The sequence below is a fragment of the Hymenobacter arcticus genome (assembly GCF_054779975.1).
Genome location: NZ_BAAGXF010000004.1, coordinates 235468 through 258289, shown reverse-complemented (window position 1 = coordinate 258289; position 22822 = coordinate 235468). Strand labels below are relative to the sequence as shown.

Annotated in this window: 19 protein-coding genes; 12 read left to right on the top strand and 7 right to left on the bottom strand. The window is 59.0% G+C overall.

Going from position 1 to position 22822, the window contains the following annotated elements:
* Window positions 1-243: 243 nt before the first annotated feature.
* The 5 genes from ACYVGC_RS09795 to ACYVGC_RS09775 all read right to left on the bottom strand — a co-directional run bounded on the left by ACYVGC_RS09795 (window position 244) and on the right by ACYVGC_RS09775 (window position 6970).
* On the bottom strand, window positions 244-2202 hold the full coding sequence (locus ACYVGC_RS09795; RefSeq protein ID WP_460583641.1) for an OmpA family protein: 1959 nt from the start codon (window positions 2200-2202) through the stop codon (window positions 244-246).
* A 172-nt stretch (window positions 2203-2374) separates the two neighbouring features.
* A complete protein-coding gene (locus ACYVGC_RS09790) occupies window positions 2375-3031 on the bottom strand; it encodes a 7-carboxy-7-deazaguanine synthase QueE (protein ID WP_460583640.1) in 657 nt (218 codons plus the stop codon).
* Between the two features lie 160 nt (window positions 3032-3191).
* A complete protein-coding gene (gene folD / locus ACYVGC_RS09785) occupies window positions 3192-4097 on the bottom strand; it encodes a bifunctional 5,10-methylenetetrahydrofolate dehydrogenase/5,10-methenyltetrahydrofolate cyclohydrolase (protein WP_460583639.1) in 906 nt (301 codons plus the stop codon).
* 41 nt (window positions 4098-4138) lie between these two features.
* Window positions 4139-4603 carry a hypothetical protein gene (locus ACYVGC_RS09780; RefSeq protein ID WP_460583638.1) on the bottom strand — a complete coding sequence of 155 codons (465 nt, stop codon included), beginning with the start codon at window positions 4601-4603 and terminating at the stop codon, window positions 4139-4141.
* A gap of 12 nt (window positions 4604-4615) precedes the next feature.
* Window positions 4616-6970 (bottom strand): mechanosensitive ion channel family protein, encoded by a 2355-nt coding sequence (locus tag ACYVGC_RS09775; RefSeq protein ID WP_460583637.1) that lies wholly within the window; start codon window positions 6968-6970, stop codon window positions 4616-4618.
* 196 nt (window positions 6971-7166) lie between these two features.
* On the opposite strand from ACYVGC_RS09775, the gene ACYVGC_RS09770 reads away from it, so the two are divergent.
* Window positions 7167-7589 carry a DUF5684 domain-containing protein gene (locus tag ACYVGC_RS09770; protein ID WP_460583636.1) on the top strand — a complete coding sequence of 141 codons (423 nt, stop codon included), beginning with the start codon at window positions 7167-7169 and terminating at the stop codon, window positions 7587-7589.
* A gap of 64 nt (window positions 7590-7653) precedes the next feature.
* On the opposite strand, the gene lepA is transcribed toward ACYVGC_RS09770, so the two are convergent.
* Complete coding sequence (lepA, locus tag ACYVGC_RS09765) at window positions 7654-9441, bottom strand: elongation factor 4 (RefSeq protein ID WP_460583635.1); 1788 nt, start codon at window positions 9439-9441, stop codon at window positions 7654-7656.
* An 87-nt stretch (window positions 9442-9528) separates the two neighbouring features.
* Here lepA and ACYVGC_RS09760 point away from each other — a divergent pair, with 87 nt between their 5' ends.
* The gene (locus ACYVGC_RS09760; RefSeq protein WP_460583634.1) at window positions 9529-10386 is read left to right on the top strand and encodes a hypothetical protein; all 858 of its coding nucleotides are present in this window, start codon (window positions 9529-9531) and stop codon (window positions 10384-10386) included.
* Between the two features lie 10 nt (window positions 10387-10396).
* On the opposite strand, the gene ACYVGC_RS09755 is transcribed toward ACYVGC_RS09760, so the two are convergent.
* Complete coding sequence (locus ACYVGC_RS09755) at window positions 10397-11314, bottom strand: AraC family transcriptional regulator (RefSeq protein WP_460583633.1); 918 nt, start codon at window positions 11312-11314, stop codon at window positions 10397-10399.
* 312 nt (window positions 11315-11626) lie between these two features.
* Between ACYVGC_RS09755 and hxlB the strand changes: the two genes are divergently transcribed.
* From hxlB to ACYVGC_RS09705, 10 genes are all read left to right on the top strand, one after another.
* Entirely contained in the window at window positions 11627-12211 is a 585-nt protein-coding gene (hxlB, locus tag ACYVGC_RS09750) for an SIS domain-containing protein (protein ID WP_460583632.1), read from the top strand.
* A 92-nt stretch (window positions 12212-12303) separates the two neighbouring features.
* Window positions 12304-12936 carry a 3-hexulose-6-phosphate synthase gene (gene hxlA, locus ACYVGC_RS09745; protein WP_460583631.1) on the top strand — a complete coding sequence of 211 codons (633 nt, stop codon included), beginning with the start codon at window positions 12304-12306 and terminating at the stop codon, window positions 12934-12936.
* 235 nt (window positions 12937-13171) lie between these two features.
* The gene (locus ACYVGC_RS09740; RefSeq protein WP_460583630.1) at window positions 13172-13579 is read left to right on the top strand and encodes a GlcG/HbpS family heme-binding protein; all 408 of its coding nucleotides are present in this window, start codon (window positions 13172-13174) and stop codon (window positions 13577-13579) included.
* Between the two features lie 55 nt (window positions 13580-13634).
* Entirely contained in the window at window positions 13635-14828 is a 1194-nt protein-coding gene (gene fdhA / locus ACYVGC_RS09735) for a formaldehyde dehydrogenase, glutathione-independent (protein ID WP_460583629.1), read from the top strand.
* A 130-nt stretch (window positions 14829-14958) separates the two neighbouring features.
* The gene (locus tag ACYVGC_RS09730; protein WP_460583628.1) at window positions 14959-15561 is read left to right on the top strand and encodes a Uma2 family endonuclease; all 603 of its coding nucleotides are present in this window, start codon (window positions 14959-14961) and stop codon (window positions 15559-15561) included.
* Between the two features lie 20 nt (window positions 15562-15581).
* Window positions 15582-15926 carry an SMI1/KNR4 family protein gene (locus ACYVGC_RS09725; protein WP_460583627.1) on the top strand — a complete coding sequence of 115 codons (345 nt, stop codon included), beginning with the start codon at window positions 15582-15584 and terminating at the stop codon, window positions 15924-15926.
* 129 nt (window positions 15927-16055) lie between these two features.
* Complete coding sequence (locus ACYVGC_RS09720; protein WP_460583626.1) at window positions 16056-19544, top strand: methylmalonyl-CoA mutase family protein; 3489 nt, start codon at window positions 16056-16058, stop codon at window positions 19542-19544.
* Window positions 19545-19624: 80 nt separating this feature from the next.
* Window positions 19625-20557: a hypothetical protein gene (locus ACYVGC_RS09715; RefSeq protein ID WP_460583625.1), complete on the top strand. Its 933-nt coding sequence runs from the start codon at window positions 19625-19627 to the stop codon at window positions 20555-20557.
* A gap of 195 nt (window positions 20558-20752) precedes the next feature.
* Window positions 20753-21502 (top strand): hypothetical protein, encoded by a 750-nt coding sequence (locus ACYVGC_RS09710; RefSeq protein WP_460583624.1) that lies wholly within the window; start codon window positions 20753-20755, stop codon window positions 21500-21502.
* A 277-nt stretch (window positions 21503-21779) separates the two neighbouring features.
* Window positions 21780-22820 carry a Fic family protein gene (locus ACYVGC_RS09705; protein WP_460583623.1) on the top strand — a complete coding sequence of 347 codons (1041 nt, stop codon included), beginning with the start codon at window positions 21780-21782 and terminating at the stop codon, window positions 22818-22820.
* The last annotated feature ends 2 nt before the right edge of the window (window positions 22821-22822 follow it).

The following is a 22822-nucleotide window of genomic DNA, read 5'->3' as shown; positions in this document are numbered from 1 at the left end:
GTTTTAGTACTTTTTGAATCAACATATTTTTTAGAAAAAGTGTAAAATACTGATTTACTGGTTATTATTTTCTGTAGAAAAAGCTAGCCTTGATTCAAAAAAAATGCCCGCACTTCGGCGGGCACTAGCTATTATTGAATTAGTCCTACTATATTTTCACTTCCTTCAAGCCTTACTTCAAGTGGAAAAGCTGAATTTTGCCGGTATTCGCACCTGTTTAAAGCTTTGCTTGAAGGTCACTTTTTATAGAATTTGCAGCTCAATTCGACGGTTTTGGGCGCGGTGGGTTTCCGAATCGTTGGCCACCAAGGGCTTGGCGGCCCCGTAACCATGGGCCCGGAGGCGGCTGGCGGGCACGCCGTGGCCGGTGAGGTAGGTGAGCACGGCCTGGGCGCGGCGCTGGCTTAGAGCCAGATTGTCGGCGGGCTTGCCCACGTTGTCGGTGTGGCCGGCTACTTCCACGCGCAGGGCGGTGTCTTGGCGCAGGAAATCGACCAGGCGGTCGAGCTCGGTGCGCGAGCGGGGCTTGAGCACGGCTTGGTTGGAGTCGAAAAACAGGTTGTTGAGCACCGCGCTGCGGCCGCTCTTGGCGGGGTCGAGGTAAATATCGAGCGTGAGCGGGTCAAATTTTTGCGGCACCGAGTAGTCAAAACTCAGGCTTTTAAGTAGATAGCCCGGGGCGCTGGCGTACATGGCGTAGGCCCGGCCCTCGTTGAGCACGGCCGTGTACTGGCCAGTTTCGGCATCGGAGTACACTTGCTGGGTGAGGGCGTTGGTACCGAGGTCGAAGAGCTGCACCATGGCGTTGAGCGGCTGCTTGGTGAGGGCGTCGAATACGCGGCCCTGGGTGTAGGTGCTGGTTTCGCGGGCCCGCACGCTGGCCGGTACTTCGCTGCCATAGAGCACGATAGGCGGCGTAATGCCCGCCGGCTCGCCCGGTCGGCCAGGCTCGGCGCGGGTGCAATAGAGGCGCTTGTTGTCGGAGGAAATGAACAACGACGCCTCGTTGGCGAAGGTATTGAGCGGGTAGCCCAGGTTGCGCGGGGCGCCCCACTGGCCCTTGGCATCGAGCTCGGCGCGAAAGATGTCGCTGCTGCCCAGGCCCACCAGGCCGTTGGTAGCGTAGTAGAGCGTAGTGCCGCTGGCGTGGATGAAGGGCGCCAGGTCGTCGCCGGCCGTATTGATGGGTGCGCCCAGGTTGCGGGCCTGGCTCCAGCTGGCATCGGTGCCCAACGTACTCACGTACAAGTCATAACCACCCAGGCCGCCGCCGCGCTGCGACGCAAAGTAGAGCGTGCGCCCATCCGCCGAGAGCGAGGGCTGCGAGTCCCAGGCCTTGGAATTGACCAGTAGGCCCAGGTTGCGCGGGGCTGTCCACTGGCTACCGCGCCGGTGCGAGATGTAGAGGTCGCAGTTGCCCACGCCGCCCGCCCGCCCGCAGCTGGTGAATACCAGCGTGTTGCCATCGCCCGAGATAGTGGCCGTGCCCTCGTTCTCCCGCGAGTTGATAATCGGCGAAATCGACTGCGGCGCGCCAAACGTGCCATCGGGAGCCACGGTGCTGATGAAGACGTCCTCGTTTTCCTGGCCCACCTTTTCGGGCGTGCGCTGAGTGGTGAAAATCAACGACTTGTTATCGGCCGTGAGCACCGGAAAGTACTGGCTGCGAAACTGGTTGAGCGGGGCGGCCAGGCGCTCGGGCACGGTCCCGGTGGGGTGCGCCATGGCGGTAGCCGCAAAGTCGCAGTTTTGCAACTGGAGCTTGGCCAGCGCCACCTGGCTTTTATTGGTAGGGCTGGTACTGAGGTAGTTGGTGTAAGCCGCGCGCATGGTGGCGTAGTCGCCTACCTCACCGGCCAGCTTGCCCAGCACGAGGTAGTCGCCGGCGCGGGCGGCCTCCACGGGCAGCTTGCCAAGGCCGGTTTTGTAGGCTTGCAACGCGCCGGGGTGGTCGCCCAGGATGGTGAGCAGCGAGCCCTTGCGCAGGAAGGGGTCGCCGTAATCGGGGTACTTATCAGTGAGCTGCTGCCACACCAGTAGCGCCTGCTGGGGCTGGCGGTCGCGGTAGTACAGGTTCTGCGCTTTTTCGTAGAGGTTGCGCGCCTTGCCATCGGTAATGGCGGGCGGCGCTTGTTGGGCCAGCACGGGCGCGGTGGCCAGGCAGCTAACCAGGCCAAGGCCCAGCAGAAGTTTTTGCAGCATGGAAGAGTAGAGGTCTGGTAGCCAATCAAAAAACAACGTCATGCTAAGCCTGCCGCAGCATCTCGCGTAGCGTAGCAAAACCAACCGCTGAACGGTTAAAATCCTTGCTGCACGCGAGTGGCTTCGGCAGGCCCGGCATGACGTTCTAGTGTACGCGCAACCCGCAATAAGGCTACGGAATGTCGAGGTATTTGTGAGTTTGGAGCGACACCTGCCAGCGCGGATGGGCCTTCACGTAGTCGATGAGGGCGGGCGTCATGCGGGCGGCGCGGCTCCACTCAGGCTGGAGGTAGAGGCGCGTGGTGGCCGGCACCAGGGCGGCGTGCTCCTCGGCCCAGGCAAAGTCACTGTCATTAAAGACGATGATTTTCAACTCGTCGGCGTGGGCCAGCACTTCGGGTAGCGGGGCCTTGAACTTCTTGGGCGACACGCATATCCAGTCCCAGTTGCCGGAGAGCGGGTGAGCACCGCTGGTTTCAATCCAGGTCTGGAAACCGGCCGTTTGCAGGGCCTTGGTGAGCGGGCCACAATTGTGCATCAGCGGCTCGCCGCCGGTGATTACGACGTTACGGCCGGGGTACTCGCTGGCGGCGGCTACCAGGGCCGGGATGGCCTGGCGCGGGTGGGCATCGGCATCCCACGACTCCTTCACGTCGCACCACACGCAGCCTACGTCGCAGCCCCCAAGACGAATAAAGTAGGCTGCTCGTCCAGTATTAAATCCTTCACCCTGAATAGTATAGAACTGCTCCATTACAGGAAGAGTTGAAGCAGCAACATCCCCTTGCAGAATAGGGAGCGCGGTCAGAAAATCGGTAACAGCAGACATAAGCAACATAAAAAAGGGCGCGACTTACGTCAACGCCCAAGGCGCGACCGGGGGTTCCGGTCACTCAAATTTACGAAACGTAGCGTGGACTCTGCGAGTCCGCGCGTGACAACGTTGTGCAACGATACCACGCGCGGACTCGCAGAGTCCACGCTACCTTCTATTTCGGATACACGTCGCCCTTGGCGGCGCGCAGCGTGTTGAGCAGCAGCATGGCGATGGTCATGGGGCCCACGCCGCCCGGCACGGGCGTGATACGCGAGGCCAGCGGGGCTACTTCAGCAAAGTTGACGTCGCCCTTCAGGCTGTAGCCCGACTTCTTGTTGGCATCGGTGACGCGGGTGGTGCCCACGTCGATAACTACCGCGCCGGGCTTCACCATGTCGGCCGTTACGAACTCGGGCCGGCCGATGGCGGCCACGATGATGTCGGCCTGGCGCACGATTTCAGCCAGGTTTTTGGTGCGCGAGTGACATAAAGTAACGGTGCAGTTAGCATTCTCCAAGTTCTTGGCTAGCAATATACTAACTGGCGTACCCACAATGTTACTGCGGCCGATAACTACGGCGTGCTGGCCGCTGGTTTTGATGCCCTGGCGGGCCATCAGCTCCACAATGCCAGAGGGCGTGGCGGGCAGCAGCGCGGGCAGGCCAGCCACCATGCGGCCCAGGTTCATGGGGTGAAAGCCGTCCACGTCCTTCTCGGGGCGGATGGCTTCGATGACTTTCTCGGCGTCGATGTGCTTGGGCAAGGGCAGCTGCACGATGAAGCCGTCGATGGCCGGGTCTTCGTTGAGCGCGGCCACCTGGGCCAGCAACTCGGCCTCGGTGATGTCGTCCTCGAAGCGCAGCAGCGTGCTGGCGAAGCCTACGCGCTCGCAGGCGAGCACCTTGTTGCGCACGTAGGTTTCGGAGCCGCCATCGTGGCCCACGAGGATGGCGGCGAGGTGCGGCGGGCGCTGACCGGTAGCGGTGATTTTCACTACTTCGGCGGCGATTTCAACTTTGATGTCTTCGGCAGTTTGCTTGCCGTCGATGAGGTGCGGAGCAGGAGTTGTTTGGGGCATTAGGAGAAAGAAGAAACGTTTTAAATCAGTGGCACACTGCTTCAGGTAGTGTGAAGTTCTATTTGGCCAATTGGCTTTACGACATGGTAGCCTTTGCTACCATAGCTGATAAACCAACTTGTGTCAAAGTCCTTATGCGGCGAAAAGTCATTCATAATTTGAAGGTTTCGCCCATTGGTAAAGCTGATAGTTAGGTCCCGCCAAGCTGAGAGCGTGATGTCGGCTACACTTAATCCCATCAAAGCGGCCAAGCCGGGGGCAATTACTTGGGCGGAATCATCTTGCCAGCTAAGCAAGATTTTGTCTTGCTCCGTGACTCGCCAGGCGCAGTAAACCATGAGCGAAAGCTCTCCTTGGGTAGCATCATCTGGCAATGCCGCGCCAAATTCCAAGGTAAAAATAGAGCCCGTGCCTTCACCCGCCCGGCTGCGCCACGCTTTTTTTCCTATCAATTGCAGCAGCAGTTGATGCAAATCCGCAGGCGTAATCGTCTTGTTTTCTTGCATGGCTGTGTGCCTTTACCGCATGGCGATGCCGGCCTGCGTAAGCCGCTGGTAAATGCCAGCCAGCAGCTCACTTTTCAGGGCTTGCTCCTGGCGGATGTTGTTTATCCAGAACAGGGCGCGCAGGTCGTAGCCGGTGGTGGCGACGCTGTTGAGCAGAATTTCGGGAGCGATTTTGTGCAGCGTGTTGGGGTTTTTGAGAATCTCCTCGCTGATGAGGCGGCGGGCTTCATCGAGGTCAATTTCGGGGCCCAGGTTGAGGGCCAACTCGGTGCGGATGTGGTTGTTGCTGAGCGTCCAGTTGATGACGTGGTTGCTGAGCAGGTCGCCATTAGGCAGGATGATTTCGGAGCCCGCCTGCGAGATGAGCTTGCTGGCCCGGATGCCGATGTCCTTCACCCGGCCGGTCTGGCCCTTCACCTCAATGTAGTCGCCCACCTGGAAGGGTCGCTCGAAAATGAGGATAACGCCCGACACCAAGTTGTTGATAATATTCTGCAGGCCCAGGCCGATACCCACGCCCAGGGCCCCCAGCACGATGGCGATTTTATCAACCGGCAGGCCCGAGGCCAGCGTGGCCATGAACAGCCCTACCGCCAGAATGGCCAGCCGGATGGCCACCATCCAAGAACCCTTGCGGTCGGCCTCCACACTGAACTCGTCGTCGGTTTCGCCGAAGAAGTAGCCCGCGTACTTCTGGAGCTGAATGGTGAGGAAGATGATGCCGAAAAATAGTAGCACACTGCCCAGCGTGAACGTGGTGCTGCCCAGTTTGTGCGAGGCGGTGAGCACGTGCTCGATAACGCGGTAGAAGAGGTTGTAGAGATTGAGGTTGGTGGTAAACAGCATCAGCCAGAGCACGCCCACCACGGCCGTGAGGCCCTTGCGCAGGCCACTCTCAATTTTGCCAAAGCCCAGGCGGCCGGTTAGTCCGCCCGCCTGCCGGCTGCGCTGCACTTGCAGGTAAAAAGCCTCCGTAACAATGCGCACGAACGCCGACAGCGCCACTACATGCGTGAGCCCGAAGATAGCCGTGGTGGTAAACATCTTGGCCAGGCTGACCCGGCCGTAGGCATTGGCCAGCAGGGCCAGGATGTTCAGGCCCACGAACAGCAGCGCCACGGGCTTCACGAAGCCCGCCAGCACGCGGTTCTTCCGCAGGTACTGCCAGAAGCGCACGCCCAGCGCGGCGGCCCCGGCGTTGAGCAGCAGCATGGCCCAGCGGGCCCCCAGGCCCGGCGCCCGCTGGGAATAGGTGACATTGAGCACGAAGAAGGCCACCACAATGGCCAGCCAGTACCAAAACAGCGGCCGCGGCCAGCTGCGCCAGCCCAGCGCCGTGAGCGTGAGCAGCAGTAGCAATTGCAGTAAATCGGTGTAAGTGGCGGGCGGCTGGAGGTCAAAAAACGGGGCCAGGCTGAAAACGACCAGCAGCGCCGCCGCCACCGGCACGGGCCGCAGGTAGTGCAGGCGGTGCTCGGTGAGCACCAACGGCGCGGCCGGCGTACCCACGGCCGTATCTTTGGCGGCCGCCTGGCGCAGGGAACGGTAGTTGCGAAACACCCAGCCAAAGAAGCCCAGCGCCATCAGCACCATCCACACCCAGTAGTCCCAGTGCTCGGCGAAGTAGTAGCCCACCAGCGAGCGCTGGGCGGCGTACGACTGCCGCACGAGCGCGGTGGTTTGCTCATCGGCCACAATGCGGCCGGGCTGCCACAGCGGTGGCAACTCAGCTTCGCTGTTGCGGCGGCCAAAGCGGCCCATCTGCTCGCGCACCAGGTCCTGCATTTCCAGCCCTGTGATGAAGGCAGCCGACACCCGCGTTTGCAGGGCCGTCACGGTTTGGTGGCGGCGGGCCAGCAGGGCGGTAGCGCGGTCTTGCTTGGTGCGCAGGCGAGCCAGCGCCCGCTCGATGGCGGCGGTGGCGGGCGTTTGGGCAATGGTGGGCGACAGGTCGGTGGCCAGCGTATCGAGCCGGCCCTGGGTGGCGGTGAGCTGCTTGCTGCCGGCGGCCAGCGTGGTGCGCCAGGCACCGAGCTTCTCCTGCATATCGGCCAGCAGCACGCGGTACATCTGGAGCTGCTTCACGTCCACCACGTCGCCGTACTGCTCGAGGTTCTGGCGGATGGTTTCGAGGTTTTCCTCCACCGTGGGCAGGTCGTCGCTCAGGTCGTCGGTGTCGGCGCTGCGGCGGGCCGCCCCGTTGATGCGGCTCAGCGTGAAGTAGGCGCGCTCAATGCGCTGGGCCAGCGTATCGGGCAGCACGGGGGCGGCCACGGGCTTCTTGGGCGGCCGCGGCGCGGCGGCTACCGAGCCAGCGCCCCCGAGCAACAGCAGGTGGCACAGCAGGAAAACAACAAGTATTCGCATTCAGACAAAGCTAATTTAGATAATTACCTAGCCCACTGCGCACCGCCCAACTCAGGCAATCGCAACGCTAGGCACCAGTGAATCCTTACGTATCAAGCAGGTAACAACCTATTGGAAATAATTCTGTAATCTTGGAAATTTATATTATTCCGCTATCTTGGCGGCGTCAATCCTTTTCTCACTTTTCCCCTTTTTTATGGATAACCAATCCTCAGGAATCATGGCTGGCGTCGGTGGCCTGTTTTACATGGCTTTGCTCGTGCTTTCTATCGTCGGCTTATGGAAGCTTTTCGAGAAAGCTGGCAAGCCCGGCTGGGCTTCGCTGGTCCCCATCTACAACATAATCGTAATGTTTGAGATTATCGGCAAGCCGCTGTGGCAAATCGTCCTTTTCCTCGTTCCCATTGCCAACCTCTATGTGATTATTACCATGGTAGTTGGCATGGCTAAATCCTACGGGAAATATGGCATTGGCAATTATCTATTCGCATTTTTTCTATCTCCCATTGCCTTCGCCATGTGGGGCTTTTCGGCCGAAACCCGCTACGTAGGCCCAAGCGAAGGGCCCGGCGCCGTTGGCGGCCCAGGCTTTGCTTCGCCCGGTTCGGCTACGTTCTAGCCACTGCTGCTTCATCCTTAGCCAAAAAAGGCCGGCTTCCTTACGGGAGCCGGCCTTTTCGTTATCAGTCAATTTTGAGCACCGCCAGAAAAGCTTCTTGCGGAATCTCCACCGAGCCCACGGTACGCATCCGTTTTTTGCCCTCCTTCTGCTTTTCGAGCAGCTTGCGCTTGCGGCTAATATCGCCGCCGTAGCACTTGGCAATCACGTTTTTACGCAGCGCCTTGATGGTTTCGCGGGCAATGATTTTTTGCCCGATACTGGCCTGAATGGCAATGTCGAACATCTGGCGGGGTAGCAACTCGCGCAGCTTTTCGCAGAGGCGGCGGCCCCACTCGTAGCTCTTGGAGCGGTGCACGATGGCCGAGAGGGCGTCCACCTTCTCGCCGTTCAGCATCACATCAAGCTTCACCATGTCGGACTCGCGGAAGCCAATCAGCTCGTAGTCGAGCGAGGCGTAACCGCGGCTGATGGTTTTGAGCTTGTCGAAGAAGTCGAACACGATTTCGGACAGCGGCAGCTCGAAGCTCATCTCCACCCGCTCGGAGGTGAGGTACGACTGCCCTTTGATGATGCCGCGCTTCTCCATGCAGAGCGTGATAATCGGCCCCACGTACTCGGAGGCGGTGATAATCTGCGCTTTGATGTAGGGCTCCTCGATGAGCTTAATCAAATTAGGCTCCGGCATTTCGGAGGGCGCATTGATAACAAGCGCCTGGTCCTTAGTGCCTATTGCGTGAAACTGCACGCTCGGCACGGTGGTAATCACGGTCATGTTGAACTCGCGCTCCAGGCGCTCCTGCACAATTTCCATGTGCAGCATGCCCAGGAAGCCGCAGCGGAAGCCGAAGCCCAGCGCCACCGACGTCTCGGGCTCCCATACCAGGGAGGCGTCGTTGAGCTGCAATTTTTCCATACTGGAGCGAAGTTCCTCGTACTCAGTGGTTTCAACAGGGTAGATACCGGCAAATACCATCGGCTTCACGTCGGCAAAGCCCTGGATGGCCTCGGCCGTGGGATTGTGGACGTGCGTGATGGTGTCGCCCACCTTCACTTCGCGCGCTTCTTTGATACCCGAGATGAGGTAACCCACGTTGCCGGCGCTCATCACCTGGCGCGGCTCCTGGTTGAGGCCCAGGATGCCGATTTCGTCGGCCCCGTACTCCTTGCCGGTGGCCATAAACTTCACCTTGTCGCCCTTCTTCATGGTCCCGTTTTTGATGCGGAACAACACTTCAATGCCCCGGTACGAGTTGAATACCGAGTCGAAAATGAGGGCTTGCAGCGGGGCTTCCGGGTCGCCCTTGGGGGCCGGCACCCGGTCGCAGATGGCGTTCAGGATGGCTTCGATGCCGATGCCAGCCTTGCCCGAGGCGTGGATGATGTCTTCCGGCTTGCAGCCAATCAGGTCCACAATCTCGTCGGTCACCTCTTCCGGCATGGCGTGCGGAAGGTCAATTTTATTCAGCACCGGGATTATTTCCAGGTCGGCCCCAATGGCAAGGTACAGATTGGAAATAGTCTGGGCTTCAATGCCTTGCGAAGCATCTACAATCAGCAGCGCACCTTCGCAGGCCGCGATGCTGCGGCTTACCTCGTAGCTGAAGTCAACGTGGCCGGGGGTGTCAATGAGGTTGAGCGTGTACACTTCCCCTTTGTAGGGAAACTGCATCTGGATGGCGTGGCTCTTGATGGTAATGCCGCGCTCACGCTCCAGGTCCATGTTATCGAGCAGCTGGGCCTGCATGTCGCGTTTGGCCACGGTGCTCGTGAATTCGAGCAGGCGGTCGGCCAGGGTGCTTTTGCCGTGGTCGATGTGGGCAATAATGCAAAAATTACGGATATTCTTCAACGGAGGGCGGTTTTTAGCAACGCGAAGATACGGCCATTTTGCGGCGGGGCGTATGTTTGGGACCAGTCTACTTTCCCACCGCCTACTTTGCAGCCCGCCCCCGCTTCCCCCGCCGATTCAGCCCCTGCCGCCGGGCGAGCCAAGTTCACTATGCTACTGCTCAACGGCACGGCCTGCTACTTGCTAGCCTACCAGCTGGTGCACCTGGTGGCCGAGGCGGCACCGGTATTCGTGGCGCGGCGGGCCAACATTCCGGGCGTCTGGAGCCTCAGTGGCATCCGCTTCATCTTGGGCGATGGCGGCTGGCGGCGCGACTCGGTGGTGAATGTGTACGGCCTGGGGCCGGTGCTACTCACGGCGCTGGGCGTGGGGGCTTTTTTGCTCTTCTGGCTGTACCAGCGCCAGAAACGGGGCTTATTTAAGCTGCTGCTGCTGTGGGTGGCGCTGCACGCCACCAATACCGTGCTGGGCGGCCTGCTGGCCGATACGGTTACACAATCGGGCTCGTGGTACGTGCCCAACTGGCTGCTGGGCGGTGGTGGCACCTGGCCTAGCACGGTGCTGGGGCTGCTGTTTGCGCTGGTGCAGCTGGGGCTGGGCTTTTTGGCGGCCGTGCCATTCTTGCTGGCCCAGGACTCGCGCACGGCGTTACAGTTCGACAACCGGGCGCGGCTCATTATCTACGGCGTTATCGGGCCCTGGCTGGCGGGCTCGCTGCTGCTGGCCGTCAGCAAGTTGCCGCACTTGGGCGTGAATGAGGCGCTGCACTACGCCACCATGGGGTTGCTGCTGGTGCCGCTGGCCATCAATTCCAACCAGGAGTTTTTCAACCAGAACGAGGTGCTGCCCTACCCTACCCGGGTGGCCTGGGGCCTGGTGGCATTGGCGCTACTAGGGCTGCTGGCCTGGCGGCTGGCGCTGGGCACACCGGTGGCGTTTCGGTAGGCAGCCGGCCCTAGGCCAGGCACAGCGCCCGGTACTCGGTGGGCGTCATGCCCTCCAACTGCCGAAACATGCGGGTGAAGTAAGCCAGGTTGCTAAAGCCGGCCTTAAAGCAGATTTCGGTGATGCTGAGCGCCGGGTTTTTGAGGCAGCGCTTGGCTAGGCGCATCCGCTCCTTGATAATGTAGTCGATGGGCGACAGGCCAAACTCCTGCTTGAAGGCGCGGTAGAAGTTGGGCTTACTCATGTAGGCCTGCGCGCTCAGGTCATCGACGCTGATTTTTTCGGCCAGGTTCTCCTTGATGTAGTGCAGCGTGTGGGCAAAGCGGCTGGTGGTGGCCAGCACGGCCACGCTGTGCTCGGTGGCGTGCAGGCTTTGCAACTGCATAAGCCTCAGCAACAGCTCTTTCACCGTGAAGTCGGCCAGGATATCCTTGTTCTGCGAGTTGTCGAAACCGATGCGTACCAGCTTGTAAATCAACGCCGTTATCTCCTCGTTGTTATAGAAATGGTAGTTGCTGAAGCTGAAGCTCCAGTTATCCTCCGTTTTGGGGTAAAACTCGTTGAGATAGTTCACCGTGTCGATGATTTGCAGGCGGTCGATGGCCAGCGCCACGCACTGCGTGGGGTTGGCGTCTGACGCTTCGGGGAAGTCAATCATCATCTTCAGGTTGGGCGGCACTACCATGGTGTTGCCGGGCAGGTAGTTGAACGCCGCCTGGTCGAGCAGGTGCATCACCTTCTTGCCGCGCAGCATGTTGGTCAGCACCAGGTCGTTATAAGACTGCGCCACCTGGTCGGTCTGCGTCAGCGTTTCCAGAATGCTCAGCTCGTACTTTTCCAGGGTTTGCACCCGGCGGTGGTCGATGAGCGTGGTTAGCTCGTGGGTTTGGGCCAGCGGGATAGTGGGCAGCAAATCGGTAGGCGACATTGAAAGGAGAAGCTAGCGAAATAAACAAAGTGGCACAGGTTAATACGTTGGTTTTGCAGACCGCAGGGAAGCATCTCGCGTGGTGCACTAAATCCTAATATCAGTGACGGTGTGGGCGAGATGCGTCCCCACGGTCTGCATGACGGCAAAAAGCGCCTTTGCTAGGATACTGCCAGCGATTGCTACCATTCTGCAAACCCCGGCGGAGGGGCAATTCTACTTTTGTATCGCCCTCAACGGCGGGGTAAACCGCCGGCCAGTGGGGGCAAAATTGCCGGCTGGCCCGGCCCGAAAAGTAGCAGTAACAATCCAATGAGCGAGTTAGATACCGAGCAGCTGAGCCGTGACCTACGCCACAGCTGGCAGGCGATTGTTCAGGAAAACCAACGCCTGGCCGAGCAAGTGGATTTGGCGGCCGCCGCGGCGATAATTCCGCTTATCCAACACGCTGAGCGGGTTTTTGTTGTGGGCGCGGGGCGCACGGGCTTGGCCCTGCGGGCCGCCGCTATGCGCCTGATGCACCTGGGCCTCACGGTGTTTGTGGTGGGCGAAACCACCACGCCGGCCATTCGCAAAGGCGACTTGCTGCTGGCGGGTTCAGGCTCGGGTACTACCAGCACCATTGTGAAAGCCGCCGAAAAAGCGGTGGCCGCCGGCGCCAGCGTGGTGGCCATTTCGACTACTACCAACTCGCCGCTGGCGGCGCTGGCTACGCTGGTAGTAGTGCTGCCCGCCGCCCAAAAGCAGGACCACGGCGGCACCATTTCGCAGCAGTACGCGGGCAGCTTGTTTGAGCAGTCGGTGTTGCTGCTAACCGATGCCCTCTTCCAAACCCTGTGGGCCCTGGACGGCACGCCAGCCGAAAAGCTTTGGAAGCGCCACGCCAACCTGGAATAAATCAGTTGTAAAACGGAGTGGCACTCCGTTTCCTACCCCGGCCCGAAACGGAGTGCCACTCCGTCTTACATTTCATTCAGAACTCTCTCAAAATGGCTAAGTTACAAGTTGCAATTGACCTACTGAGCACCAAAGAAGCCCTCGAACTGGCGGCTAAAGTGGCCCCTTACGTGGACATTATCGAGCTGGGCACCCCGCTCATCAAGAGCGAAGGCCTGGCCGTGATTAAGGCCATGAAAGCCGCGCACCCCGACAAGCTGGTGTTCGCCGATTTCAAAACCGCCGACACCGGCGAGCTGGAAGCCGGCATGGCCTTCGGCGCTGGTGCTGACCTGGTTACCATCCTGGGCTCAGTAGATGACGCCACCGTAATTGGGGCCGTGAAGGCCGCCAAGGAGCACGGCAAAGGCGTGGTAGTGGACACCATCGGCGTGAAGGACCGCGTGAAGCGCGCCCAGGAAGTAAGCAAGCTCGGCGTAGAATTTGTGGAACTGCACGCCGGCCTCGACGAGCAGGCCCAGCCCGGCTACTCCATCCAGGTGCTCATCGATGAGGCCAAGCGCGCCGGCGTACCCGTGTCCATCGCGGGCGGCGTAAACCTCAACACCATTGCCGCCGTGAAGCAAGCTGGCGTGGCCGTGGCCGTAGCCGGTGGCGCTATTTACGGCGCCAAAGACCCCGCCGCGGCCGCCAAGGCCCTGCGCGAAGCACTCGACGCCGCGTAGTTTCACCCTGCGCAAAGCGGCTCTTTTCTGAGCTTTTCATGGAGAAATCCCCGGCCATTCGCCGGGGATTTTTTTGCGTTTTAGCTGCCCGCGCCGGGCCGCTTACGGGGGCGAGCGGTGCTATCGTCGCAAAAAGGTCTGGTATCGTCGCACCTTCTCGTTACCAAGCAACTGGCCCCCGGATACTGCCGTAGCCAACAGACTCCTTTTCTTCCCCCAAACCCGCACTAACCTCATGGGTATTTCCCTCGAACAGGCCCAGGCCGCCATTCAAGCCGCATACCAAAAATCGCTCGACTTAGGGGTCAAGATGAATATTGCCGTGGTAGATGCCGGGGCCAACCTCGTGGCCTTCGCCCGTATGGACGATGCGTGGCTCGGCTCGCTCGACATTTCCATTAAAAAGGCCAAAACGGCCCGCTTCTTCGATATGGCCACCGGCGACCTCGGCCAGGCGTCGCAGCCCGGCGGCCCGCTCTTCAACATTGAGGTATCGAACGGCGGCCTCATCACCTTCCCCGGCGGCCTGCCCATTCGCAATGGCGGCGGCCAGGTTATCGGGGCCATCGGCGTATCGGGCGACTCGGTGGAGAACGACCATATCGTGGCCGAGGCTGGCGTGAACGTTGTGGCGGGTAAATAACCTCACTTAATTTATTGTTAATCAATAAATTAACTCAACACCTAATTTTCAAAGTATGGCTAGTAATAGAGGCGTTGTGTACCTGGGCCCGGGCAAGGTCGAAGTGCAAAGCATTGATTTTCCGGAGCTTAAAAACCCTAAGGGCAAGAAAATTACCCACGGGGTTATCCTGAAAGTGGTTTCGACCAACATCTGCGGCTCCGACCAGCACATGGTGCGCGGGCGCACCACGGCCCCGGCCGGGCTGGTACTGGGCCACGAAATCACGGGCGAGGTTATCGAAACCGGCGACGACGTGGAGTTTTTGAAGAAGGGCGACCTCGTATCGGTACCCTTCAACGTGGCTTGCGGCCGCTGCCGCACCTGCAAAGAGATGAAAACCGGCATCTGCCTGACCGTGAACGAGGGCCGCGCCGGTGGTGCCTATGGCTACGTGGACATGGGCGGCTGGGTCGGCGGCCAGGCCGAGTATGTAATGGTACCCTACGCCGATTTCAACCTGCTCAAGTTCCCCAACAAGGACCAGGCGATGGAGAAAATCCGCGACCTGACCATGTTGAGCGACATTTTCCCCACAGGCTTCCACGGCGCGGTGAAGGCCGGCGTGGGGCCCGGCACCACGGTGTACGTGGCCGGCGCGGGTCCGGTGGGCCTGGCGGCCGCCGCCTCGGCGCAGTTGCTGGGCGCGGCCGTGGTCATTGTGGGCGACATGAACAAGGCGCGCCTGGCGCACGCCCGCTCCTTCGGCTGCGAAACCGTGGACCTGAACGAGGACGCCAACCTGGCCGACCAGATTGCCAATATCCTGGGCGTGCCCGAGGTCGATTGCGCCATCGACTGCGTGGGCTTTGAGGCCAGCGGCCACGGCGCGCAGGCCAAAACCGAAGTGCCCGCCGCCGTGCTCAATTCGCTCATGGAAATTGCCCGTGCAGGCGGCTCCATCGGCATCCCCGGCCTGTACGTAACCGCCGACCCCGGCGCGGAGGATAAGGCCGCCAAAACCGGCAACTTATCCATCCGCTTCGGCCTGGGCTGGGCCAAGAGCCACTCCTTCCACACCGGCCAAACGCCCGTGATGAGCTACAACCGCCAGCTCATGCAGGCCATTCTGTACGATAAAATCCAGATTGCCAAGGCCGTGAACGTGGAGGTTATCAGCCTCGACGACGCCCCCAAGGGCTACGCCGAGTTTGACAGCGGCGTGGCGAAGAAGTTCGTGATTAACCCGCACAACCTGATTCCGGCGTAGGTTTCACCGCGCCGCTGTTGCAGCCGGGCCGCCGCGAGGTGGCCCGGCTGTTGGCGTTTGAAGCTATTCGGATGTAAAATTCACCAAAAGGTTTGGCCGTAACTTGCTTCCTCACTCATTCTCCACTAGCATGAACCCGCTCTTTGCCGACGAACCCCTGGTTTTGGACGACCCCTATATGAGCCGGATGAGCGAGGCGGAGTTTTTCGACTTCTGCCAGCAGCACCGCAAATGGCGCATTGAACGCAACGCGCAGCACGAAATCCTGATTATGGCCCCCACGTTTACCATCACCGGCCGGCGCAACGCCAGCCTCATCGGCCAGCTCTACAACTGGTGGAGCCAGCACGGCGAGGCGGGCTTTGTATTTGATTCTAATGCGGGCTTCACGCTGCCCAATGAAGCCGTGCGCGCCCCCGATGCCTCGTGGGTATCGCCCAAAAGCTGGGCTAACTTAACGCCCGCTCAACAAGAGAAATTTGCCCCCGTGTGCCCGGAATTTGTAGTCGAGCTGCGCTCCAAAACTGATTCGCTTAAGGTACTGATGGCCAAGATGGAGGAGTACCGCCAGAATGGCGCTCACCTAGGCTGGCTGCTCTCGTGCGATGATGAAAAAGCCTACCTTTTCCGCGCCGGCCAAGAAGGCTACGAAACTGTGGAAGGCTTCGACCGCGAGCTGTCGGGCGAGGCCGTGCTGCCGGGGTTTCGACTGGATTTGCGCAAGCTGCGGTAGTTGCCAAAAACCTATTCTATATGGCATCACAGTATCAACAGAACTTTCTGAAACAGCTTGATTTTAAGCTTCCTAAAGAATACTTAGCTTATTTATCTGCTACTGAAAGCACCTATCAATTCGGCGGGGCTTATCTCATCGAAGACGATGAATTGCTGCACTACAACGCTGATTATAACGCCGCCGAATTTTATCCAGGCTATTTTTTGATTGGCTCCAACGGGGGCGGCGAGGCATTTGCCCTGGAGAAAGCCACCGGGCGTTTTGTAGAAACACCATTTATCGGCCACGATGAGGAAACACCTATAATCCTTGGCCTCACGTGGGCCGAGTTTTTAGCGTATCTACAAACTGAATACTCCTAACGCGCTTTGCACCTCCCGCCCCGGCCGACCCCGCCGGGGCTTTTTCGTACCTTTACTTAGTCAAAAAACTCGCGCCTTGTTTTCAAATAACCGGGCGCAAAGTACCTGTTTCGCCCTACCTCCTCCCCTATGCATCCCGCCCCCGTTGCCCCCTACAAGCCTAAGAATCACGTGCGTATCGTCACAGCCGCCGCGCTGTTTGATGGTCACGACGCCGCCATCAACATCATGCGCCGCATCATCCAGAGCAGCGGCGCCGAGGTTATTCACCTGGGGCATAACCGCTCGGTGCAGGAAATTGTGGACTGTGCCATTCAGGAAGATGCCCAGGCCATTGCCATCACCAGCTATCAGGGCGGGCACAACGAGTACTTCAAGTACATGCACGACCTGTTGAAGGAGCGTGGCGCGGGTCACATCAAGCTATTCGGCGGCGGCGGCGGGGTTATCCTGCCCACCGAGATTGCCGACCTCATGGACTACGGCATTACCCGCATCTACTCGCCCGACGATGGCCGCGCCATGGGCCTGCAAGGCATGATTAACAACCTGCTGGAACAGAGCGACTTCCCCACCGGCCAAAACCTGAACGGCGAAGCCAGCCACGTGAAGGAAAAGGACGCCCGCAGCATCGGCCGCCTGATTTCGGCCGCCGAGAATTTCCCCGAGGAATTTGAACGGGTAAAATCGCAGCTAGGGCTGGCGGCGCTGGCCGGTCCGCCGGCAGCGCCGGCCGACCGGTTGTCGTTGAACGATGACGTTGAAGCGGACCGGGCGGCGCTGCCGACAACCGGTCGGCCGGCTGCGCCGGCGGACCGGGGCAACGCCCCCATTCTCGGCATTACCGGCACGGGCGGCGCGGGCAAATCCAGCCTGGTGGATGAGCTGGTGCGGCGCTTTTTGATGGACTTCCCCGATAAGACCATCGCCATTATTTCGGTGGACCCCAGCAAGCGCAAAACGGGCGGTGCTCTGCTCGGCGACCGCATTCGGATGAATGCCATCAACTCGCCGCGGGTGTACATGCGCAGCCTGGCCACCCGCCAGAGCAACCTGGCCCTTAGCAAGTATGTGCAGGACGCGGTGGACGTGGTAAAGGCCGCCAACTACGACCTTATCATTCTGGAAACCAGCGGCATCGGTCAATCGGATACCGAGATTATCGAGCACTCCGATGCCAGCCTCTACGTGATGACGCCCGAATACGGCGCGGCCACGCAGTTGGAGAAAATCGACATGCTCGATTTTGCTGACGTTATTGCGCTCAACAAATTCGACAAGCGCGGAGCGCTCGATGCCCTGCGCGACGTGCGCAAGCAGTACCAGCGCAACCACAACCGCTGGGACTCGCCCACCGACACGATGCCGGTGTTTGGTACCATCGCCTCGCAGTTCAACGACCCCGGCATGAACCGGCTGTACCGGGCGGTGCTGAAGATGCTGGAAACCAAGACCGGCGCCACGTTCGCCTCCAAACTAGAAACCAGCACGTCGGACTCGGAGAAGATTTACATCATCCCGCCGAACCGCACGCGCTACCTCTCCGAGATTGCCGAAACCAACCGTGCCTACGACCAGCGCGTGCGCGAGCAGGCCAATATTGCCGAGGTGGCCGGCGCGTTTGCCAAGCTCGAAGAGCACTACCGCGCCGAGAAAAAGAGCAGCGAGAGCATGGTGGAGGAATTCACTAAGAACAAGCAAACCCAGCTGCGCCGGCTCGATGCCGATAGCCAGGCCATTCTGGAAAACTGGGAAAACACCCTGCAAAACTACCGCAACCCGGAGTACGTGTACGCGGTGCGGGGCAAGGAAATTCGGGTGAAGACGCACACCAAGTCACTGTCGGGCAACATGATACCGAAGGTATCGGTGCCGCGCTACACCGGCTGGGGCGACCGCCTGCGCTGGGCCATGCAGGAGAATTTTCCGGGCGAGTTTCCCTACACGGCGGGCGTGTTCCCGTTCAAGCGTGAGGGCGAAGACCCCACCCGCATGTTTGCCGGCGAGGGTGGGCCGGAGCGCACCAACCGCCGCTTTCACTACGTGAGCATGGGCCTGCCGGCCAAGCGCCTGAGCACGGCCTTCGACTCGGTGACGCTCTACGGCGAGGACCCCGACCACCGGCCCGACATCTATGGCAAAATCGGCAACGCGGGCGTGAGCATCGCCTGCCTCGACGACGCCAAGAAGCTGTACTCGGGCTTCGATTTGAGCGCCCCGACCACCTCCGTCAGCATGACTATCAACGGCCCGGCGGCTACGCTGGCGGCGTTTTTCATGAACGCGGCCATCGACCAGAACTGCGAGAAGTACATCGCTGAAAACGGCCTGACCGAGGAAGTGGAGGCCAAAATCGACGGCATCTATGCGGCCATCGGCCAGCCCCGCCCCCGCTACCAGGGCGAGCTGCCGGCCGGCAACGACGGCCTGGGCCTGCGCCTGCTGGGCGTAACCGGTGACCAGGTGCTGCCCGCCGACGTGTACGCCGCCATCAAGGCCAAGACACTGACGCAGGTGCGCGGCACCGTACAGGCCGACATTCTCAAGGAAGACCAGGCCCAGAACACCTGCATCTTCAGCACCGAGTTTGCCCTGCGCCTGATGGGCGACGTGCAGCAGTTTTTCATCACCGAGAAGGTACGTAACTTCTACTCCGTCAGCATCTCCGGCTACCACATTGCCGAGGCGGGGGCCAACCCGATTACCCAGCTGGCCCTCACGCTCAGCAACGGCTTCACGTTTGTGGAATACTACGTGAGCCGCGGCATGAGCGTCAACGACTTCGCGCCCAACCTGAGCTTCTTCTTCTCCAACGGCATCGACCCCGAGTACGCCGTGATTGGGCGGGTGGCGCGCCGCATCTGGGCCAAAGCCATGAAGCTGAAGTACGGCGCCGACGCCCGCAGCCAGATACTGAAGTACCACATCCAAACCTCGGGCCGCAGCCTGCACGCCCAGGAAATCGACTTCAACGACATCCGCACCACGTTGCAGGCGCTGTACGCTATCTACGACAACTGCAACTCACTGCATACCAACGCCTACGATGAGGCCATCACTACACCCACCGAGGAATCGGTGCGCCGGGCCATGGCCATTCAGCTCATCATCAACCGCGAGCTGGGCCTGGCCAAAAACGAAAACCCGCTGCAAGGCTCCTTCATTATCGAGGAGCTGACCGACCTGGTGGAAGAGGCGGTGCTACTCGAATTCGACCGCATCACGGAGCGCGGCGGCGTGCTCGGGGCCATGGAAACCATGTACCAGCGCGGCAAAATCCAGGAGGAAAGCATGCACTACGAGATGCTGAAGCACACCGGCGAGTACCCCATCATTGGCGTGAATACCTTCCTCTCGTCCACGGGCTCGCCCACGGTGGTGCCGGCCGAAGTCATCCGCGCCACGGAGGAGGAGAAGCAGTACCAAATCGACATGCTCACCCTGCTGCACCAGCGCAACGCCGACCAGACCCCAGCGCGCCTCAAGCAGCTCCAGCAAATCGCTGTGGCCAACGGGAATCTATTCGCCGAGCTGATGGAAACGGTGAAATACTGCTCGCTCGGTCAGATTACAAACGCGCTGTTTGAGGTTGGCGGCCAGTACCGGCGGAATATGTAAGAGGATACCAGCCTGGTTGATAAAAGTCGTTTAATCAGGCTGGTATTTTATTCTTTTTTTAAACAAGTATAATTTCTAATATGGCTCATACCTCCCCACTATTCCAAAGCGCTTTGGACCTATTTTCACATTCCATCGAACACTTCAATTCAGGTACTGAGCGTGACAGAAAATTTGTTATTATGCATTTAGCGAATGCAGTAGAACTTATTTTCAAAGATTTAATGCTTGACCTCGGGCTATCAATATATAAAAATCCTAAAGAGACAGTAACTATAACCGGTGCTATGGAATGTTTGTCAAAAGACAAGCAAATAAAAATTCCGTACCTCAATAAACTAGAGCTGTTAATAGATGAGAGGAATGCATTACAGCATCGATACGGATTTCCTAATGAGTTAACTACCATATTTTATATGGAGGCCACTTATGAATTCTTCAAGGAGTTTTTACAAATCAATTATAATCTTGACGTTGAGAAAACTTTAGAAGACTTCTTGAGTGAAGACGATTTAGCTATTTTCAAATTGAGAACAGTAACTACTAAGAATGAGCTTGACAAACTAGTAAAGCTGACAAAAGTGCATCCTGTAGGCGCGTTGTTATCTGCGTATGCCTACTTAGAGGGCCAAGTGAATGAGATTAGAGAAATAGTGTTGACGCAAGCAACTGGTGAAGAAAGAGACTTGAGGATGTCAATCATCAGGTTTTTTAGTCCAGATGCACTGCTAAGGCTTATGGCTGAATACAGTGTCGAAATCGACGAAAAATTCAGAAGAAGTCTTTTCAATTTCAGGAATACTCGCAACCAAGTCGCGCATGGCAGAGAAGGAATCGAGGGCAAACAAGTTGTAGATTTTATAAGCTTTATAAAAGAGTTAGAGCCTAAGATTAAAGAGCTTAAGGAAAAGGTCGAGAAAGCTCCTCGTCTCATAATAGAATTAGAAAAAAGCAGAGCTGCTGAAAGAGACTCAAACAGGCAAGAAAACCTATTCGATTTGATAAAGAATTAGCTTCTAAGCTGGCAACTCCTACCTTAACACCCTGCCTTCCCCACCTCGGGAGGGCAGGGTGTTGTGCGTAAAGGGGCCCCGCCCACGCGGGCCAGTCGGGCGCGGCGGTGCGACGCAGCCCGCTTCGGCAACAGCGGGGGTATAAGCCAATACTACCTTTGGCGTTCATCAAACCCCTAATTCTACAGCGCCATTATGGAAGAGCAGTTCGCCAAAATGCAGAAGGAAATAGTGCGTCTGAAATGGCAGTCGGGTATCTTAACCCTGCTGCTGGGGGCGGCCGGACTGGTGGCATTCACTAAGGCTGATACCATGCGCTTCAAGGAAATTTCGGTGGAGCGAATTAATGTGCTGGAAAGCGACGGGCGGCTGCGCTTGGTGATTTCCAACCAGAGCCGCTCGCCCGAACTGCTGGAACATGGCAAATCGTATAACCCGCCGGTGCCGGGCGGCAATCGGCCGGGGCTCATTTTCTACAACGACGAGGGCACCGAGAATGGGGGCCTGGTATTCCGGGGCGGCGAGGATAGCCAGGGGAACTTCACTGCAACTGGGCACCTGTCGTTCGACCAGTACAACCAGAATCAGGTGCTGTACCTGAGTTACCAAGACGACAACGGCGACCAAAACACCGGGCTTCACGTCGATGACTGGCAAAAGACGCCGGCCTTCTGGGACTGGCGCGTCGACTACAAGAAAGCCCAGAAAATGCCCGACGGCCCAGCCAAAGAGGCCCTGATGCAGAAGATACTGGAGCCCCGTCCGGGCCAGAAGGCATTTGCGCAACGCGTATTTGTGGGCAAGAACGAGAGCAAAACAGCCTTGGTGTCCCTCTCCGACCGAATGGGCAAGCCCCGCCTGCAACTGCTTGTGGATTCGAACGGCGTGGCCAAGCTGAACTTCTTGGACCAGCAGGGAAACGTGACGCGTAGCCTGTCACAATAGCCTTCCAACCATTTTTTTGTGACCATCCAAAACCGGCGCGAGTTATAAATACGCCAAACTCGCAAAAGTCTCCTATTTGCCACTCGGCCTTCCCCACCTCGGGCGGGCAGGGTGTTGGGCGTAAAGGGGCCGCGCCCACGCAAGCCCGCCGGGCGCGGCGGCGCGACGCGGCCCGCTTCGGCAACGGCGGTGGGGGCGCGCGAGCCTATCGTATCAGCATCGTCTTGAATCGTATCAAATCGTATCACGGCGCGAGCCGGGCGCTTATCTTCGCGACATGATAGAGCGCGTGCATACGGTGGAAGTGACGCTGGATTGGGCCTTGCTGGCAGTGGTGAGCAAGCTCGACCGGTTTGATGCCAGCTGGTCGGCCATTGAGCGGCGCGAGGGGCAGACGCTGAAGCAGCTGAAAGCCATTGCGACGGTGCGGAGCGTGGGCGCTTCAACCCGCATTGAGGGCTCGCGCATGAGCGACGCGGAGGTAGAGGTACTACTGCGCAATACTGACATCACCAAGCTCGAAGACCGGGATTCGCAGGAGGTGGTGGGCTACTTTCAGGTGCTGGATTTGATTGCGGAGTCCTACGCCGACATTGCCATCACGGAGAACAGCATCAAGGGGCAGCACAACCAGCTGCTCCGGTTCAGCCGCAAGGACGAGTGGCACCGGGGCAACTACAAGCAGCATTCCAACGCCGTGGAAGCCACCCTGCCGGACGGTACCAAGCAGCTCATTTTTCAGACCACCGCGCCGGGCTTTACCACCGAGGACGCCATGCGCGCGCTAGTAGCCTGGTACCATGCCGACACGGCCACGCACCCGCTGGTGAAGTGCGCCCTGTTTTGCTACGATTTCGTGAGCATCCATCCGTTTCAGGATGGCAACGGCCGCCTGAGCCGGCTGCTGGCTACCCTGCTCCTACTTCAGAACGGCTACGTCTGGATTCAGTACGTGAGTTTGGAACACGAAATTGAAAGCCGCAAAACGGAGTATTATCGCGAGCTGCAAAAGTGCCAGTCGCAACGGCCAGGCGAAAACGTTTCGTCGTGGATAGCCTTCTTTTTTGATGCGCTGCTGAACGTGCAGCAGCAGTTGCTGCACAAGCTGACGGTGCGCGAAACAGAAGCACAGTCGTCGCCGCGCGAAAAAGCAGTGCTGGCCTTTGTGCGCAATTACCCCGGCTGTAAGTCGGGCCAGATAGCCGAGAAGCTGGCCATTCCTTCGCCGACGGTGAAGCGAATTCTGGCCGATTTGCTGGTGCAGCAGCGCATCACGAAAGAAGGCAAAGGCCCGGCAACTATCTACTATGCGAGCTAAAT